General features: G+C 40.3%; 15 protein-coding genes. 7 read left to right on the top strand and 8 right to left on the bottom strand.

The genetic code is table 11. The annotated features are described in order from the left end of the window. Nucleotides 1–108 precede the first annotated feature (108 nt). The 3 genes from CVT14_RS02930 to fldA are packed head-to-tail and all read left to right on the top strand — an operon-like array spanning nt 109 to nt 1,640. Nucleotides 109–420 (top strand): DUF2325 domain-containing protein, encoded by a 312-nt coding sequence (locus CVT14_RS02930; RefSeq protein WP_002939277.1) that lies wholly within the window; start codon nt 109–111, stop codon nt 418–420. 3 nt (nt 421–423) lie between these two features. Next, entirely contained in the window at nt 424–1,137 is a 714-nt protein-coding gene (locus CVT14_RS02925; protein ID WP_107849650.1) for a UDP-N-acetylmuramate--alanine ligase, read from the top strand. A gap of 11 nt (nt 1,138–1,148) precedes the next feature. Next, entirely contained in the window at nt 1,149–1,640 is a 492-nt protein-coding gene (fldA, locus tag CVT14_RS02920; RefSeq protein ID WP_021089424.1) for a flavodoxin FldA, read from the top strand. 28 nt (nt 1,641–1,668) lie between these two features. Here the strand turns inward: fldA and CVT14_RS02915 are convergent, their stop codons facing one another. From CVT14_RS02915 to CVT14_RS02890, 6 genes are all read right to left on the bottom strand, one after another. Further along, nucleotides 1,669–2,406 carry an amino acid ABC transporter ATP-binding protein gene (locus CVT14_RS02915; RefSeq protein ID WP_021089416.1) on the bottom strand — a complete coding sequence of 246 codons (738 nt, stop codon included), beginning with the start codon at nt 2,404–2,406 and terminating at the stop codon, nt 1,669–1,671. Beyond that, nucleotides 2,406–3,074, bottom strand: coding sequence for an amino acid ABC transporter permease (locus tag CVT14_RS02910; RefSeq protein ID WP_021089366.1), 669 nt, complete (start codon nt 3,072–3,074; stop codon nt 2,406–2,408). Before CVT14_RS02910 ends, CVT14_RS02915 begins: the two co-directional genes overlap by 1 nt. A 23-nt stretch (nt 3,075–3,097) precedes the next feature. Next, nucleotides 3,098–3,850 (bottom strand): amino acid ABC transporter substrate-binding protein, encoded by a 753-nt coding sequence (locus CVT14_RS02905; RefSeq protein ID WP_107849649.1) that lies wholly within the window; start codon nt 3,848–3,850, stop codon nt 3,098–3,100. A gap of 9 nt (nt 3,851–3,859) precedes the next feature. After that, nucleotides 3,860–4,612, bottom strand: coding sequence for an amino acid ABC transporter substrate-binding protein (locus tag CVT14_RS02900; RefSeq protein WP_107849648.1), 753 nt, complete (start codon nt 4,610–4,612; stop codon nt 3,860–3,862). 9 nt (nt 4,613–4,621) lie between these two features. Further along, nucleotides 4,622–5,401 carry an amino acid ABC transporter substrate-binding protein gene (locus CVT14_RS02895; RefSeq protein ID WP_107849647.1) on the bottom strand — a complete coding sequence of 260 codons (780 nt, stop codon included), beginning with the start codon at nt 5,399–5,401 and terminating at the stop codon, nt 4,622–4,624. A gap of 146 nt (nt 5,402–5,547) precedes the next feature. Continuing rightward, nucleotides 5,548–9,000, bottom strand: a complete 3,453-nt coding sequence (locus tag CVT14_RS02890) for an acyl-[ACP]--phospholipid O-acyltransferase (protein ID WP_107849646.1) — start codon at nt 8,998–9,000, stop codon at nt 5,548–5,550. A 171-nt stretch (nt 9,001–9,171) separates the two neighbouring features. Between CVT14_RS02890 and mnmG the strand changes: the two genes are divergently transcribed. The 4 genes from mnmG (at nt 9,172) to CVT14_RS02870 (ending at nt 14,199) form a co-directional block, all read left to right on the top strand. After that, nucleotides 9,172–11,034, top strand: coding sequence for a tRNA uridine-5-carboxymethylaminomethyl(34) synthesis enzyme MnmG (gene mnmG, locus CVT14_RS02885; protein WP_107849656.1), 1,863 nt, complete (start codon nt 9,172–9,174; stop codon nt 11,032–11,034). Nucleotides 11,035–11,397: 363 nt separating this feature from the next. Next, nucleotides 11,398–11,901, top strand: a complete 504-nt coding sequence (gene petA, locus CVT14_RS02880; RefSeq protein WP_103567972.1) for a ubiquinol-cytochrome c reductase iron-sulfur subunit — start codon at nt 11,398–11,400, stop codon at nt 11,899–11,901. A 10-nt stretch (nt 11,902–11,911) separates the two neighbouring features. After that, complete coding sequence (locus tag CVT14_RS02875; RefSeq protein ID WP_103630182.1) at nt 11,912–13,156, top strand: cytochrome b; 1,245 nt, start codon at nt 11,912–11,914, stop codon at nt 13,154–13,156. Nucleotides 13,157–13,158: 2 nt separating this feature from the next. After that, nucleotides 13,159–14,199: a c-type cytochrome gene (locus CVT14_RS02870; protein ID WP_107849645.1), complete on the top strand. Its 1,041-nt coding sequence runs from the start codon at nt 13,159–13,161 to the stop codon at nt 14,197–14,199. Nucleotides 14,200–15,073: 874 nt separating this feature from the next. Here the strand turns inward: CVT14_RS02870 and CVT14_RS02865 are convergent. Further along, nucleotides 15,074–15,361 (bottom strand): hypothetical protein, encoded by a 288-nt coding sequence (locus tag CVT14_RS02865; RefSeq protein WP_087581727.1) that lies wholly within the window; start codon nt 15,359–15,361, stop codon nt 15,074–15,076. Between the two features lie 44 nt (nt 15,362–15,405). Next, entirely contained in the window at nt 15,406–16,491 is a 1,086-nt protein-coding gene (locus CVT14_RS02860; RefSeq protein WP_107849644.1) for an MBL fold metallo-hydrolase, read from the bottom strand. Nucleotides 16,492–16,770: the final 279 nt, after the last annotated feature.

Raw genomic sequence — 16,770 nt, 5'->3', positions numbered from 1 at the left:
TACAAATTTCTACAAATAAGTGATAATAAATATCATAACTAAGAATAATTTTAGCTAAGCTTTTTTATAATCGTTATCAGAAAAACAAATAAAAATTAGGAGCTTGTTATGTCAGTTTTAGTTATCGGAGCAGATGAGATCACGCCTATTAAGGCTGTTTTGCATGATTTGGGGGCTGAGAAGATAGAGCACTGGGACGCTAGAAATGAAAACCGCGTAAATCGCAAGCCGATCCCGCAAGACACCGAGTGCGTGGTGATGCTAACTAGCTTTTTAAATCACAACACGATGAAGACCATTAAAACTCAAGCAAAAAAGAGAAATATCCCTATCGTTTGTGCGAAAAGAAGCGTTAGTTGCGTATTTTGCGAGTATTGTAAGGTCTTTGGCCTAGATAAGGAATTTGGATGCAAAGAATAATCGATGAAGTTCGGGTTTTTATTAGATATTGGCGAAATAACTCCAAGTATTTTTGCAAAGCTTGACAAGCTTTCGCGTGCGAAAATTTTTATCGCACTTTATAATGTTGGCGTTGAAAACGAACTAAAGATCCCGCTTTCTTACGCTAAATTTCTAAATTTCAAAGACATTTTTGAGGCTAGGATAAATTTCTTACTGCGTGATAAATTTTTAAATTTCAAACCAGTTGATAGCTTTTGCATACCTTCAAACGTCGTTATAAATGCTTATTTGAAAAATGATTTTAAAGGGCAAAGATTTGTAGCAAAAGAGCCAAAGATGGCAGCTGCAAAGATGATAAAGATGCTTTATAGAAGCGGGGAATTTGAGTTTTTCATTGACGCGGCGCAGATGTTTTGCCAGTTTGTTTATGATAAAATACGCCTCCGCCATCAGGACAAAGAGGTCGTGCTAAATGGCGGTGTCATCTCGGTCAAAAAAGATGGCAAAAATTTACTCAGCGTCATGCCAAGCTTTAAAAAAGTGAGCTTTGATGATATGAGAAATTTAAACGACGACATCGATGCAGCCGTTTGCGCGCTTGGTCACGAGTGCGAGATGGTCTATATCGTTTGCCCTAGAAATGAGGAATTTAGGCGGCACGTTGAGGTTAGGCACTGCTTTGCAAGAGGGTGCATAAAGCTCGTGCCTTATACGATTATTAGTAAAATTTTTTAAAAAGGATAGAAATGATAGGTATAGTTTATGGAAGCAGCATGGGAAATACCGAAGATGCAGCAAAACTTATAAGCGAGGGCTTGGGACTTGAAAACGAGCTTTTAAACGTCTCTGACGTGGATGCACCGAAGCTAAATGGTTTTGATAAGCTCATCCTTGGCACATCGACTTGGGGTAGCGGCGATCTTCAAGATGACTGGGATGCGTTTGATTTTAAAGCGTTAAATTTAAGCGGTAAAACGGTCGCAGTTTTTGGCATGGGCGATAGCGAGAGCTACTCTGATGAGTACTGTAATGGCATGGCAAAGCTTTACGATGAGGTCGTAAAAGCAGGTGCAAAAGTAGTTGGCGAAGTTAGCACTGATGGATATACATTTGATGGTTCTGATGCCGTAAGAAATGGTAAATTTGTAGGTCTAGCACTTGATGCTGATAACCAGAGCGACAAAACTGAGGGTAGAATTTCAGCTTGGATCGAGCAGATAAAACCATACTTTGCGTAATTAATTTAGCTAGATATTCTAGCTAAATTTATATATCCATAGCCGAGATGAAGCTTTTTATCCTCTCATTTTGGCTGTTAAAAAACTCATCTACCAAGCCATCAAAGGCGATCACACCTTTATCTAAAAACAAAATTCTATCAGCTATCTTTCTAGCAAAATTCATATTATGAGTGACGATGATCATAGATTTTTTCTCTTTTGCAAGAGATAAGATGACCTTTAAAACTTCAGCCTCAAGTTCCGGATCAAGCGCACTTGTAGGCTCGTCAAGTAGCAAAAAGTATGGATTTACAGCTAGCGCTCTAGCTATGGCTACGCGCTGTGCTTGTCCGCCTGAGAGCCTGTTTGGATAGGTGTCTTCTTTATGGCTAAGTCCAACTTTAGCTAAAAGCTCTTTTGCCTCTTTTATCGCTTCGTTTTTATCCTTTTTTTGAACGTAGATCGGAGCTTCGGTGACATTTTGAAGCGCTGTTAGGTGCGGGAAGAGGTTAAAGCTTTGAAAGACCATGCCTGTTTTTTTACGAATTTCTAAAAGCTCTTTTGAGCTAAGCTTCTCTTTAAAATTTACACTCCTGTCATCTACCTCTAAAGTGCCACTTTGCGGGATCTCAAGTAAATTTATGCATCTAAGAAGTGTTGATTTGCCACAACCAGATGAGCCAACGATCACAGTCGTTTGCCCCTCTTTGAAGCTTGTATTTATGTTATCTAGCACCAAATGATCGCCGTAAGATTTGCTTATATTTTTAAAATTTATAGCCATTAGACATACCTTGAGACAGCTTTTTCAAGCCTTGATTGAAGATAGGTTAAAAGTGTGCAAACCACTAGATAGATGAGCGCTGCTAGGATGTAGAGGATGAGTGGCTCAAAGGTCCTTGCTGCGATCCTTTGAGCGACCATAAACATATCTACCATCGTTATAGAAGCTGCTAGTGAAGTGTCTTTAACAAGGCCTATAAATGTGTTTGAAAGCGGAGGGAGCGAGATCCTCACTGCTTGAGGTGCGATGATGCGCTTTAAAATTTGATAGTGTGTCATGCCAAGCGATGTGGCTGCCTCCCACTGACCTTTTGGCACAGAAAGTATGGCAGCCCTTACAGACTCAGACGCATAAGCGCCCACGTTTAGGCTAAATGCGATAGTGGCCGCACTCCAAGTATCAAGCGTGACACCGATGCTAGGAAGCCCGTAAAATACGATGAAAAGCTGCACAAGAAGCGGTGTGCCACGAAATATCCAAACGTAGGTGGCAAATATAAATTTTAAAATTTTTATATTTGAAAGCCTCGCTACTGCTGTGATAATTGCGATGACAAGCCCTAGCGAAAACGAGAGCAAAGTAAGTGGGATCGTCACTTTTAAAAGTGCGATGATCATCGGTAGCGTCGAGCTTGAAACAAGCTCGATCACTCTATCTAAATTTTCCATTTTTGCCTTGTTGGTTTATAAATTTATTTTGAGACGTCTTTGCCAAAGTAGCTTTTAGAGATAGCTTCTAGTTTGCCCTCTTTTGAAAGCTCATTTAAAGCATTTGAAATTTGCTCTGCAAGCTCGGCGTTGTCTTTCTTAACAGCTGCTGCTGTGTAGTCTTTCTCATCAAGTGAGGCAGCTATCTTTACAGGTGCATTTGGACGCTCTTTTATGAAGTCGTAAAATACGATGTTATCTCTTACAACAGCATCTACACGTCTTGATATAAGAAGCTCCATGCTTTTAGCAAAACTGTCTGTTACGACGTGCTCAGCACCGTATTTTACGGCTACTTTCGCCCAGTTGCTAGTTGCTGAGTCGGCATCTTTTTTGCCTTTTAGATCAGCAAAGCTTTTTATGTCGTTATTATCTTTTCTAGTGATGATAGCGCCAAATGTCACAGTATAAGGCATTGAAAAAGCATACTTTTTCTTTCTCTCATCAGTTATGCTTACTTGGTTAAACACAACGTCTGCTTTGCCAGCATCAAATGCCGCTAGCATCGCGTCCCATGGAGCTGTTAGAAACTCAACTTTTAAATTTAGCTTTTGCGCTACAGCTCTTGCGATATCTACGTCGTATCCTACTAGCTCATTTTTGTCATTATAAAATGTAAAAGGCGCGTAAGTGCCTTCTGTTGCTACTGTTAGCACGCCATCTTTTATAGTTTTTGCTTGCAAATTTAGAGCCATTGCAAGCACTGCTACTACTTTTAATAAATTTGTAAATTTCATTTTGATCCTTTATTTTGAAATATCTTTCCCAAAATATTTCATCGAAATTTCGCTTATCTTGCCTTCGGCTTTTAGCTCATCAAGCGCTTTGTTTATCGCTTCTAGTAGCTCGGTGTTGCCTTTTTTAAGAAGTGCAGCTGTTGGCAACGGCTCATTGCTAGTATATGCGATCTTTAGCGGTGCATTTGGGCGTTGTTTGATGTAGTCAAAAAATGTGACGTTGTCATTTATCGTATCGTCAGCTCTTTTTGAGATGATAAGCTCCACGCCTTTGCTAAAGCCATCAGCCACGACCACTGTTGCGCCGTTTTTCTCAGCTATCGCTGCCCAGTTGCTAGTTGCAGAGTGCACACTTTTTTTGCCCTTTAGATCAGCAAAACTTTTGATGTCGTTATTATCTTTATGCACGACTATTACTGGATATGGCATGGTGTAAGGCACGCTCATATCATACTTTTTCTTTCTATCTTCGTTTATGCTAACTTGATTAAACACAACGTCTGCTTTGCCAGCGTCAAATGCCGCTAACATCGCATCCCATGGGGCTGTTAGAAATTCTATCTTTAAATTTAGCTTCTTTGCAACAGCTTTTGCGATATCTACGTCATAACCTACTAGCTCGCCCTTTTCGTCATAAAATGAGTAAGGTGAGTAAGTGCCTTCAGTTGCAACTATGAGCTCGCCTTTTTTGATAGTTGAAGCATTTAAATTTAAAGCTAAAAAAGCACCTGCGATAAAGCCAAAAATGGGCTTAAAATTCATTGATTCTCCTTATTTAGAAATGTCTTTGCCGAAGTATTTAAGCGAAATTTCGCTTAAAACTCCTTCTTTGCTAAGCTCATTTAGGGCATTATTTATCTTATTTAGTAGCTCTTTGTTACCTTTTTTAACAATCGCAGCCGTATACATAGGCTCATCACCAGCTTCGATGATCTTTATAGGGGCATTTGGATGTTGTTTGATGTAGTCATAAAACATCACCGCATCATCTATCGTATCATCTGCTCTTTTTGTGATGATCAAATTTATCTGATCGCTCAAACTATCGGCCACAACTAGCTTGGCGCCATACTTTTCAACGGTTGGTATCCACATGCTATTTACTGAATGCACGCTTCTTTTGCCTTTTAGATCAGCAAAGCTTTTGATGTCGTTATTGTCTTTATGCACGACGATGGCTGAGTAAGAGAGCATATATGGCACGCTGTAGTCATACTTTTTCTTTCGCTCATCGGTTATGCTAACTTGGTTAAATACCACGTCAGCCTTGCCAGCATCAAATGCCGCAAGCATCGCATCCCATGAAGCTTCGATAAATTTTGGCTTTACGCCTAGTTTTTCAGCCACAGCTCTTGCTATCTCCACGTCATAGCCCATTAACTCATCTTTTTCATTGTGAAATGAAAATGGCGAATAAACACCCTCGGTCGCTATCCTTATGACGCCATCTTTCTTGATCTGCTCGTAAGAATTTGCCAAGGCAGAATTTAAAGAGAGCAAGCAGGTAACTACGAAGGTTGCACCAAATTTAAAAGCACTAGAAAATTTCATACAAAACTCCTTATTAAGAAAAATAAAATCAATAATGGAATTTGCAAAAAAAGAAAATTTTTTAAGATTTATGCAAATGTCAGTCGCAACTGCAACCTATGTGATATTTTGGCGCTATTTTATCACAAAAATAAAAGAGCGGCGCCTCACTCCGCTAAAAGTGAGACCGCTAGAGCTTTAACGCCCTTAAAATCAACCTTGCCGCTTGCAAGCGTTGGGATATCATCAACGATAAATATATAGCTTGGCATCATTATCGGAGCTAAGTTGCTCTCTTTTAAAATTTGCTCTATATTTTCAGGCTCTGTGCCACTTTTTACTAAAAGTGCGATCGCTTCACCCTTTTTGCTATCTGGCACGTTTGCACTGCTAAAGACTACGTCTCCCCCAAGCACCTTTGTAAGCTCTTCTTCGACGCTTCCAAGGCTTATCATCTCGCCGCCTATCTTGGCAAATCTTGAGTATCTATCTACGATAAATACAAAGCCGTTTTCATCGATGTGGCCTTTATCGCCAGTTTTATAGTATCTTACGCCATCAATGTGCGTGATGACCTCGCTTGTTTTGGCCTCGTCGTTTAGATAGCCCTTCATCACCTGCGATCCGCCGATCACGATGAGGCCGTCTGTGCCAGTTTCTAGCTCTTCAAGCGTCTCTGGATCGATTATCTTGATGATAGTGCCAGGCAGAGGCATGCCAACGCTGCCAGGTCTATTAAATGTAAGCTCTTTTAGGCTCTCTTTTTCTAGGATATTTGGCATATTTACAGCAGCTACTGGCGCCGTTTCGGTCGCGCCATATCCTTCATAAATTTCTATGCCAAATTTGAGCCTAAACTCGTCTTTTATCTCAGGTTTTAGCTTTTCAGCCCCAGCTACGACCATTCTGGCACTTTGAAACATCAGTGGATGAAGCTTTTTGTTTCTGGTGTAGAGCCTAAAGAACGTTGAGGTGCCAAAGATGATGCTAGCGCTGTGTCTTGCAGCCATTTTGCCGATAGTCGCTCCGTCTGTTGGGTCAGGCACACTTACCATTTTTATGCCCTCGCAAAGCGGCATAAGAGTGGTGACTGTTAGTCCAAATGAGTGAAAAACAGGGAGTGGGTTTAAGATCACGTCATCTTTTTTGAAATTTAGAAGTTCGCTTATTTGCTTAATGTTTGCAAGTAAATTTTTGTGGCTTAGCTCGATGCCTTTTGGCTCGCCTTCGCTGCCGCTACTAAATAAAATAGTAGCCGTATCCTCTAAGCTCACTGGCCTAAAATAGCAAAGCTTGATGAGCCAAGTTGGAGCAAAAAATGCCGTTAAAAGCGCTAAAAATTTCTCTTTTTTTGAGACGCTGGCTGAGAGATCTTCTGCAAATTTAGCCTTGCTGCTCATCGCATCTTTTAGATCAAAGCCTTTAAGTGCGAGCTTTTCAAGAAATTTGCTAGAGGTGATCACTGTGTTTATATTTGCCTTTCTTAGGGCGTGATTTAGCGAGGTCTCATTTAGTGTGTAGTTTAAATTTACGCTCACTTTGCCCATGGCAAGAAGCGCCATATTGACGATAGCTGCGATACTTGAGCTAGGTAGCAAGATGCCTATATTTTTCTCATCTTTTAGCTCGCGCTTGAAAATTTTAATAAAGACTAAAACGGCGGTTATAAATTTCAAGTTGCTTAAATTTAGCCCAGTACTATCGCTCACGCACTCTTTAAATTTATCCTCTTTTGCGTTATTTAGCCACTCGCTTGTTAGTGGTTTTTGCCTTGAGATAAAGCTCTCCCACGATGAAAAGCTAAGCTCAAGCACCTTTTGCTTCATCTTTGCAGCGTTTATAAATGTAGTTATTGGCTTGCCAAAGGCGACGATGATGTCGCGTCTGCCGTTTTTAGAAGTGAGGTCTTTGTAAAATTTACTAGCCCTTGAAAAGCTTGAGCCCCAAAGGCCACGAAGGTAAAATGGCACGATGCAAATTTCTTCTAGATCTCTTATGATAAGCTCAAAGCCCTTTTGAAACTCATTTATCTGGCCGTTGTAGCTGATGTGCCCCTCTGGGAAAAGTGCGACCACTTCGCCATTTTTTAGGCACTCACGCACAAGCTCGATCGACTCTTTGCTAGCCCCTGCGCCTATCGGGATCACTTTGAAAAATTTAAAAATTTGCTTTAGATACCATTTGTTATAGATCGTTCTATACATGACAAATCTTATGCCCCTAGGGCTTGCAGCTTGAAGCACGAGCCAGTCGATCCAGCTGATGTGATTGCCAAGAAGCAGCGCACCGCCACTTTGCGGTAAATTTTGAAGCCCTTCAACGAAAAAGCGGTACTTTGTCTTTAAAAATGGCAGTAAAAGTAGCCTTGTAAAAAGGTGTGGAAGCTGCAAAATGGCGCAAAAACTGCCGATTAAGCAAACAAGCGCTGTAAAGACAAAGAGCCCAGTGGTTGAAATTTCAAAATATACTAAGCCTATGCCAATAGCCAAAAATAGCAGCATTGAGACGTTTTGCAAGAAGTTGTTTGCTGCCATTATCTTGCCAGTCGTCTTTTGCGGAGCAAAGTACTGGATCATCGCATTTAGTGGCACTATGAAAATTCCGCCAAAAAAGCCAAATGCAAATGAGCTAAGGCTCACTACGCCGATATTTGAGCCAAAAGCGAAAAATAAAAGTGAGAAAAATATACCAATAGCGCCCATCGGCACGATACCAAGCTCGATGTGAAGCTTTGACATAGAGCCAGCCACGTATGAGCCAAATGCTATGCCTATGGCACTTACTGCAAGGATTGCCTGCACTGCTAGAGAGCTGTCGTCGTTAAAAACTGCCTTGTAGTGAGCTGGGAAGGCTGCGATGATGATCTGAGAGATACCCCAAAATATGCTAAGACCAGCGATGCTTAGCCAGATATTTTTATCTGATCTTACCTCTTTTAAATTTTCTCTCAAGTAGCTAAGGCTGATGTATTTTTTAAGCTCAAATTCTCCGCTTTGTTCGTTCGTTTCGCTGATATAAGGTAGCTTGTAGGCAAAAAATGCTTCAAGCGCGCTAAATACAACTAAAAAGATGCCGATAGGATAGACACTTTTTAAAATTTCTTCTGAGTTTTCGCCTTGGATGTATAAATTTTCAAATATAAATGAAAACAAAAATGAGCTAACAAGTATCGCTACTATGGTGAGTGCTTGGATGACGCCGTTTGCTGTGCCAAGTCGCTCAGTGCCGACGAGGGCTTTGATGATGCCGTATTTTGCTGGCGAGTAGATCGCGCTTTGAGCAGCTAGTATGAGAGTGAGTGCAAATGCCACGCCAAAAGCGCCCAAAAGGTAGCTAATAAGCACCGCAACACTGATAACAACGCCAAAGACGGCGCAAATTCTAATAACCTTTGTCTTTGCAAATTTGTCATTTATAAAGCTTGAAGGCGAAAATAAAAATATAAATGGAAGCAAGATCATCGCATTTATAACGGCTGTTAGGATAAAAAGCGTGTCGCCTGAGTAGGTCTTTAAAAGGACGTTTTGGATAGTGATTTTGTGTGCTAGATCGACGCTTGCGTTTAAAAATGCGATCGCAAGGTAGGGCAAAAAGCCAGTGACTTTTAATAAATTCCTCATGAATAAAGCCTTTTTGGATTTAAAATTTTGTAAATCTAACAGCAAAATATTTAAAATATCATTAATAAAAAACTCTAGTCATAAATTTATGGTGAAATTTCTTTGAAAAAATTTAAATTTTATATGCTTTTTGATAAAATCCGCCTATCAAAAAACAAGGAAAAATTTATCATGAACTATGAAATCATCGTCGTTGGCGGCGGACATGCAGGCATTGAGGCAAGTCTTGCGGCTGCTAGAATGGGTAAAAAAACTTTACTTATCACGATATTAGCCGAGCAAATAGGCGCTGCAAGCTGTAATCCAGCCATCGGAGGCCTTGCAAAAGGACACCTTGTAAAAGAGATCGACGCGCTTGGTGGCCAAATGGGGCTTACAACTGACGCTGTTGGTATCCAGTTTCGCGTGCTAAATGAGAGCAAAGGCCCAGCAGTACGTGGTAGCCGCGCTCAGATCGATATGGATAGATATAGAGTTTATATGAGAAATTTACTTTTAAACACTCCAAATTTAGAAATTTCTCAAGAGATCGCCACTGAAATTTTAAGCGAAAATGGCGAGGTAACTGGCGTTAAAACCCACCTAAATAACATCTATAACGCAAAAAAAGTGATAATTACGACTGGCACATTTTTAAACGGGCTAATTCACGTTGGATTTAACAAACTTGAAGCTGGCCGTGTGGGCGAGCTAAGCGCAAAGGATCTAAGCTCTAGCCTAAGGGAGCTTGGGCTAAATTTAGGTAGGCTAAAGACTGGAACATGCCCAAGGATAGACGCAAAAACGATAAATTTTGAAATTTTAGAGAAGCAAGATGGCGACGCAAAACCAGTTGCGTTTAGCTTTAGAACTAAAAATTTCTCCCCAACGCAGCTGCCATGCTACATCGCCTATACAAACGAAACCACCCATGAGATAATCCGCTCAAATTTTGACAAAGCACCACTTTTTACAGGTCAGATCGAGGGTATCGGACCAAGATACTGCCCTAGTATCGAGGATAAGATAAACCGCTTTGGCGACCGCGATAGACACCACCTTTTCATCGAGCCTCAGACCCTTGAAGCGACAGAGTACTACATAAACGGCTTTTCAACGAGCCTGCCTTATGAGGTGCAAGTGCAGATGCTCCGCTCTGTAAAGGGCTTTGAAAACGCCAAAATCGTAAGGCACGGATACGCTATCGAGTACGACTACGTCGAGCCAACACAGCTAAAACACAGCCTTGAGACTAAAAAAGTAAAAGGGCTATACTTGGCTGGGCAGATAAACGGCACGACTGGATACGAGGAGGCCGGCGCTCAGGGGCTAATGGCTGGTATAAATGCAGCGCTTTCGCTGGACAACAAAGAGCCGCTTATATTGCGCCGTGATGAGGCGTATATTGGCGTTTTGATAGATGACCTTGTGACAAAGGGGACAAAAGAGCCATATAGGATGTTTACGAGCAGGGCGGAGTATCGCTTACTTTTGCGTGAGGAAAATGCCATTTTAAGGCTTGGCGGATATGGGCATGAGCTTGGACTGCTTGATGATGAGACTTTTAACGAGATAGAAAATATAAGAAGAAATTTAAAAGATGGGCTGGAGTTTTTAAACGAGACTCAAATCACGCCAAGTAAGGCAAATTTAGAACTTTTAGCAAGTCTTGATGAAGAGCCGATCAGCCAAAACGTGAGCCTTCAAAAGATAGTCGCACGCAAGAGCTTCACGGCTGAGAAACTAAGAAGGCTTGATGAGAGATTTGTAAATTTAGACGATGCGAGCATGGATCAAATTTTAACCGAGTGCAAGTATCAGCACTACATCAGCGAGCAAAAAAATCAGATAGAAAAAATGAAAGATATGATGGATGTGAAAATCCCTGAAAATTTCAACTTTAGAAGCATAAGCGGACTTAGTAATGAAGTGGTCGAAAAGCTTGAGAAATTTGCCCCACCAACGCTATTTGCGGCGAGTGAAATTTCAGGTATCACGCCAGCAGCGATCGATATCTTACATATCTACATAAAGATGAGCGAGAAAAAGGCTTAAATTTAAGCCTTTTATGGTTTTAAAGTTTAACTAGCATTTAAAATTTAAAACAAAGTCTCTCGTTTTTAGTAGTTGCTATTTATAATTTTTTAAGTTTAATAAATTTTATTATTAAAATTTTCTATTTTACAAGCTCTAAAATAGAAAATTTTTTTATCTTAACGTTTAGACATTAAATCAAATTTCTCTTTTATAAAAAGCTTAAAGTCACGATATATAGGTATTTTTAGATAAATTTATCTCAAATTTTGGTGTAAAAAAAGCTTAAATTCACTTTATTTTTACAAACTATATTGTGAGATTATAGTTTTTTAATTTTTTGAGAGTATAATCGTTTAAATTTTATTTATAGAAAGGAAATTAATGTCAGTAAAGCAAGAAAGACGAAGCTTTATCGGCCTTGCGTTTGGTGCAGTGGCAGCTGTGGGTGGCGCTATGTCACTAGTTGCCATGAAAAAGACCTGGGATCCGCTCCCTAGCGTAAAAGCTGCTGGTTTTACAACCGTCGATCTAAGTCCGATCAAAGATGGCGAGATGAGACAGGTTGAGTGGCGTAAAAAGCCTATTTTTATCCTCAAAAAAAGTCCAGATATGGCTAAAAACGACAAGAGAGATGTTGTCGTTGGAGATGCGAGATATGTAGTTCTTATCGGACTTTGCACACACTTAGGATGTATCCCTGAGTACAAGTCTAGCAAGCAAATTTTTGTCTGTGCCTGTCATGGCGGCGAATTTAACGTCGATGGCATACAGACATACGGACCTCCACCAAGACCGCTTGATATCCCACCATTTAAGATAGATGGAACCAAGCTAGTTCTAGGCGAAACAAGCCCAGAATATGAAAAATTAGTAGCTAAAGCTTAGGAGGTTAGCGATGTCTTTATCTCATAAATCAACTGGCGTTATTGACTGGCTTGACCAGCGCCTAGCTTTTACAAAACTTATGAAGGTTCTAGTTAGCGAATACTGGATCCCAAAAAATATAAATTTCCTTTGGGCGATGGGCGTTATCCTAACGACACTTTTCTTACTTTTGATCATCACTGGCTTTTTGCTTATGATGTATTACAAACCAGACATACATTTAGCCTTTGATAGCGTAAATTACACTATCATGCAAGAGGTCGAGTACGGCTGGCTGTGGCGTCATATCCACGCGATTTCAGCATCGACTATCTTTCTTATCATGTATATCCACTTGCTTACTGGACTTTACTATGGCTCATACAAAAGAGGCAGAGAGGTCATTTGGGTAAGTGGTATGGTGCTATTTATCTGCTTTTCAGCAGAGGCATTTAGTGGCTATATGCTCCCATGGGGTCAGATGAGCTACTGGGCGGCTACTGTTATCACTCAGCTCTTTGGTGGTGTGCCAGTTATCGGCGATGCTTTGGTTGAGTGGATCAGGGGCGATTATGCAGTTGGCGACTCGACACTTACAAGATTTTTCATGCTTCACGTATGCTTGCTTCCACTTGTGACTATCGTTGTTTTGGTTATCCACTTCTACTCATTAAGAGTTCCGCACGTAAATAACCTAACAAGCGAAGATATCGACTTTGACGTAGAGGCTGAGGTTTATCTACACGGTGACAGAGCAAAAGCTAAGGTTATACCATTTTGGCCAGGATTTTTGGCAAAAGACTTCATGTATGTATCATTTTTTATGATATTTGTTATGTATCTTGTTTGCTATCATTTTGGCTTTGCGATGGATCCTATCAACTTTGAGCCAGCAAATCCACTAAAAACTCCACCACACATCTATCCAGAGTGGTATTTCTTGTGGCAATATGAAATTTTGCGTGGCTTCTTCTTTGATATAGCAGGAATTTCAGCTTATAACATCGGTCTTATCGCGTTTGCCTTTGCGGGTGTGGCATTTATGCTTATACCACTCTTTGATAGAAGCGACCTTGTAGCACCAGCTCACAAAAGACCACTATTTTTCGTATGGTTTTGGGTGCTAGTTGCTGACCTTATCGTTTTATCTATATATGGCAAGCTCCCAACAGGCGGTATCAACGACTGGATAGGATTTTATGCGTCACTGCTATTTTTAGTGCTATTTATAATCGCACTTCCAGTTATCACAATACTTGAAAGAAAAAGGGGCTAATCATGAAAGAGCTTAAAATTTTTGCCATCGTTGTTATCCTTTCAGGTATTTTATACTGGGGTATCGAGCCTTACGCTCACACAAAGCTTCATCCGCACACTGCAAATGCTGAGTATAACTTCTCAAAAGAAGATACTGACTATGCTAAACACTTTTTAGAGCAGAAAAAAGAGGCGCTTGAGGCTGCAAAAGCTAGCGGCAACAAAGCTAGCATCGATGCAGCTACAAAAGATGTAGAGACGGCACAAAAAATTCTTGATGACTACACAGCTTTTTGGGCTGATATAAATTCGATCGACCTTGCAAAGGGTGATGCTGTAAAGGGTGCTGAAACGTTTGGGGCAGCTGGATGTACAGGATGTCACGGCATCGAAGCAGCTGGCATGCCAGCTAGTATGGATGCTGAGACAGCTAGCCAAAGCTTTGGCGTAGTGCCACCAGATCTTAGCACAGCTGGTAAAATTTATGACGAGAGATTTTTAGCTGCACTTATCAAAAATCCAACTATGGCTGTAAAACTATCTCATAAATTTAACGACGAGCATCCTTATCCGATGACTGCATTTATGGGTGCTGGCGGCGATATAAACGCTGAGATCGCTGACATAGTTGCTTACCTTAAAAAGGTATCAGCTGACGCAGATGCAAAGAGCAAGATCACTGAAGAAAAGGTCTTTGCTGACGCATGTCAAAGATGCCACGATATGAAGTATGATAAAAAATATACTCTTGGCAACAAAGTAAGCCTCGCAGCTTATATGGGTTCAAACCCACCTGATCTATCTATGATGATCCGCTCAAAAGGTGCAGACTACTTGCATAAATTTATAAACGATACTCAAAAGATGCTTCCAGGCACTGCGATGCCTAGAGTTGGCTTAAACAAAGCCGCTGAAGATGACATAGTATCTTACATCCAAAAAGTAGGCGACAGTAAAAAGGCTGAGCGCGAGAGCACTGGCATTTACGTGATGATCTACTTCTTTATCTTAGGAATTTTCGCTTGGCTTTGGAAACGCAAAGTCTGGAGCGAACTCCACTAAAATTTAAGAGCCTTTTTGGCTCTTAAATTCTCTCTAGCAAATTTACATATATAAATAGGTAATCTTTAAAATTATTCTTTTATAAATTTAATCAAGCTGTTTTGAAAATTTTAAAATTTGCTCGAAATTTATTTGATGATGAACTGCATGCGGTGCTTTAGCACCATTGCATGCCCCTCTAACGTGCGAGGGGATTGTGGGTTCTAAAGGGAGATAAGGGGACGGCTTCGTAATTCAAGTCCCCTTGTCTTCCTTTTGAAAAAAAGAGTCTATAAATTTAAAGCCGTGATATGCTCGTTCATAAATTTTAAAATTTGCCTGACACTTACCAGATAATAAACCGCATACGACGCAAAGCGCTATCGCATGCCCCTTGAACGTGTGAGGGGTTTGGGGGATTTAAAAAGGGGGATAAGGGGACGGCCTCGTAACTCGAGTCCCCTTGTCTCCCTTTTGAATAAAAAGAAATTTACAAATTTAATAAAGCTGTCTTTGCAAATTTTAAAATTCCACTCACTCGCAAGAATTGGCTACTAAAATTTGGCTTTGCTTACAGCTTAGCTCAAATTTTAGAGCCGAAATTACTCGTTTATGAAATTTTAAAATTTGCCTTTATTGATTGACTAGCTTTAAATTTAGAGGCTAAAAACATTTGAGAAATTTGCTGGGATTTTGTGCATATGATATACCGATGCTGTCATACACGCCCAGTGTGCAACAGGTGCTTAACAAAAGATGCGGCAAATGTGAGGACATTAACAGCCGCCAAGCAAGTAGGTAAATTCATATTTTTTAGCAAATTTACTCAGCAAAAAACCACATAAATTTACGCAAAATAGCCAAATTTGGCTCGCCGTAAAGCCACACTAAACGGCTAAATTTCTTTAGCGATCTTGCTCATTTTGTTTATCAGCTCTTCGCGTTCGCTTGATTTTAGGTTGCCGTATTGAAGCTTTGTCATCATCTGCATAAAGTCAAACTGCTTAAACATCTGCGCGTCGCTCTTTAGCTCTTTTTCGAGCTTTTCGTAGATCTTTTCTGTCTCTTTGTTGGCTTTTTCTAAATTTTGCAAAAAGCTTCCGGTCGCGCTTGCATCAAGGTCGTTTTTTGCCGCCTTGTCGATGGCATTTTTTAAATTTGATAAATTTTCAGAAATTTTCATCTGCACTTCCTTTTGGATTTTAAAATTTAGAGCAAATTTTATTCCTAAATTTCATCCCACCACTTTTTGCTAGGTGGATTTTGCGCGGTGAAAACCTCTCCGATCATAGGCGTGGCGTAGTTTAACTCAAGTTTTGTCGCTGCCTTTATAAATCGCTTGATCGGCTCATCCCAAGCGTGATAAGAAAGATCAAATTTGCCCCAATGCACCGGCACGCCAAGCCTTGCGCCAAGATCTTTTAGCGCTTGCGCCGACTCTTCTGGCCGCATATGCACGTAGGGCCAGCCGTCGCTGTAAGCGCCATTTTCTATGAAAACTAGATCAAATCCGCTAAATTTCTCATTTATCATCTTAAAATGCTCGCCGTATCCGCCATCTCCGCTAAAATAAAAGCTAAAGCCAGCCTCTTTAATCGCCCAGCCGCCCCAAAGCGTGCCGTTTCTTTTAAATTTGCGCCCGCTAAAGTGCCTTGAAGGGCAAAAAGTGAAGTTTAAATTTTCTATTTTCTGATCACCAAACCAGTCAAATTCGTAAATTTTATCTTCACCTACGCCCCATTTTACGAGGTGTGCTTTTATGCCAAGTGGCACTAGAAATTTGGCTATTCTATCCTTTAGCTCAAGGATCGTTTTATAGTCAAGATGGTCGTAGTGATCGTGCGAGATGAGGGCGATGTCGATCACCTTTGGGTAGTCGCTAGCTGTGATAGCATGCTCGTAGGTAAAGGGCTTGCCGCCAACTGGCAGCGGAAATGCTCGGTGCAAAACTGGGTCCGTGATGATGGTTTTGCCATCAAGCTTGCAGATGAGGCTAACGTGCCCTAGCCAGATAAACTCGCCGTTTTTGAGGGCATTTGCGTCAAATTTTAAATTTGGCAAAGGCTTAGTTGGTAGCTTGCCCTTTGGTGGAAAGAGCGCTTGCGGAATGTAATTTAACATAGACGCTTGCGGATTTTTCTTTACCATATCAATCGTTGGCTCTAAATTTACAAAAACTTTGCCGTTAAAATTTGGCGAAGCCTCTATCAGTTTTTGGCTTTTGGCATCTGGTGTGCTACCAAAAACAGGGGCAAATTTCATAAAAGCAAAAACTGAAGCGATAAACAAAACTATGACTATAAAAATTTCCATCAATAACCCTTTTAAATTTAAAGGTTGGATTATATTTTAGTTTTTTAAATTTCAGTTTCATTTAATTAACCCAAGCTTAAAAAACTAATTTTTAAGTTTAAACTTAATTAAGATAATTTTACTCTTTTTACTAATTATCTGTTATGAAATATTAATCTTTTTTGATTAATCACACGAAAACAACGCCTTTTGATAGCATATCTTAAACTAATATAAAATAAAAATTTAATTTCAAAAATACAAAATTTGTCAGATAGCTGACGGAATTTAATCGCCAGA

It is taken from the genome of Campylobacter concisus, from assembly GCF_003048445.1.
In the GTDB taxonomy this organism is placed as follows: Bacteria; Campylobacterota; Campylobacteria; order Campylobacterales; family Campylobacteraceae; genus Campylobacter_A; species Campylobacter_A concisus_BF.
Note: the sequence above shows the minus strand (reverse complement) of the source record. Positions and strands in the feature narration are given on the sequence as shown.

Excerpts from the sequence above, each read along its gene's own strand:
- CVT14_RS02930 (WP_002939277.1), top strand. The coding sequence starts at position 109 with ATGTCAGTTTTAGTTATCGGAGCAGATGAGATCACGCCTATTAAGGCT.
- CVT14_RS02925 (WP_107849650.1), top strand. The coding sequence starts at position 424 with ATGAAGTTCGGGTTTTTATTAGATATTGGCGAAATAACTCCAAGTATT.
- fldA (WP_021089424.1), top strand. The coding sequence starts at position 1,149 with ATGATAGGTATAGTTTATGGAAGCAGCATGGGAAATACCGAAGATGCA.
- CVT14_RS02915 (WP_021089416.1), bottom strand. The coding sequence starts at position 2,406 with ATGGCTATAAATTTTAAAAATATAAGCAAATCTTACGGCGATCATTTG.
- CVT14_RS02910 (WP_021089366.1), bottom strand. The coding sequence starts at position 3,074 with ATGGAAAATTTAGATAGAGTGATCGAGCTTGTTTCAAGCTCGACGCTA.
- CVT14_RS02905 (WP_107849649.1), bottom strand. The coding sequence starts at position 3,850 with ATGAAATTTACAAATTTATTAAAAGTAGTAGCAGTGCTTGCAATGGCT.
- CVT14_RS02900 (WP_107849648.1), bottom strand. The coding sequence starts at position 4,612 with ATGAATTTTAAGCCCATTTTTGGCTTTATCGCAGGTGCTTTTTTAGCT.
- CVT14_RS02895 (WP_107849647.1), bottom strand. The coding sequence starts at position 5,401 with ATGAAATTTTCTAGTGCTTTTAAATTTGGTGCAACCTTCGTAGTTACC.
- CVT14_RS02890 (WP_107849646.1), bottom strand. The coding sequence starts at position 9,000 with ATGAGGAATTTATTAAAAGTCACTGGCTTTTTGCCCTACCTTGCGATC.
- mnmG (WP_107849656.1), top strand. The coding sequence starts at position 9,172 with ATGAACTATGAAATCATCGTCGTTGGCGGCGGACATGCAGGCATTGAG.
- petA (WP_103567972.1), top strand. The coding sequence starts at position 11,398 with ATGTCAGTAAAGCAAGAAAGACGAAGCTTTATCGGCCTTGCGTTTGGT.
- CVT14_RS02875 (WP_103630182.1), top strand. The coding sequence starts at position 11,912 with ATGTCTTTATCTCATAAATCAACTGGCGTTATTGACTGGCTTGACCAG.
- CVT14_RS02870 (WP_107849645.1), top strand. The coding sequence starts at position 13,159 with ATGAAAGAGCTTAAAATTTTTGCCATCGTTGTTATCCTTTCAGGTATT.
- CVT14_RS02865 (WP_087581727.1), bottom strand. The coding sequence starts at position 15,361 with ATGAAAATTTCTGAAAATTTATCAAATTTAAAAAATGCCATCGACAAG.
- CVT14_RS02860 (WP_107849644.1), bottom strand. The coding sequence starts at position 16,491 with ATGGAAATTTTTATAGTCATAGTTTTGTTTATCGCTTCAGTTTTTGCT.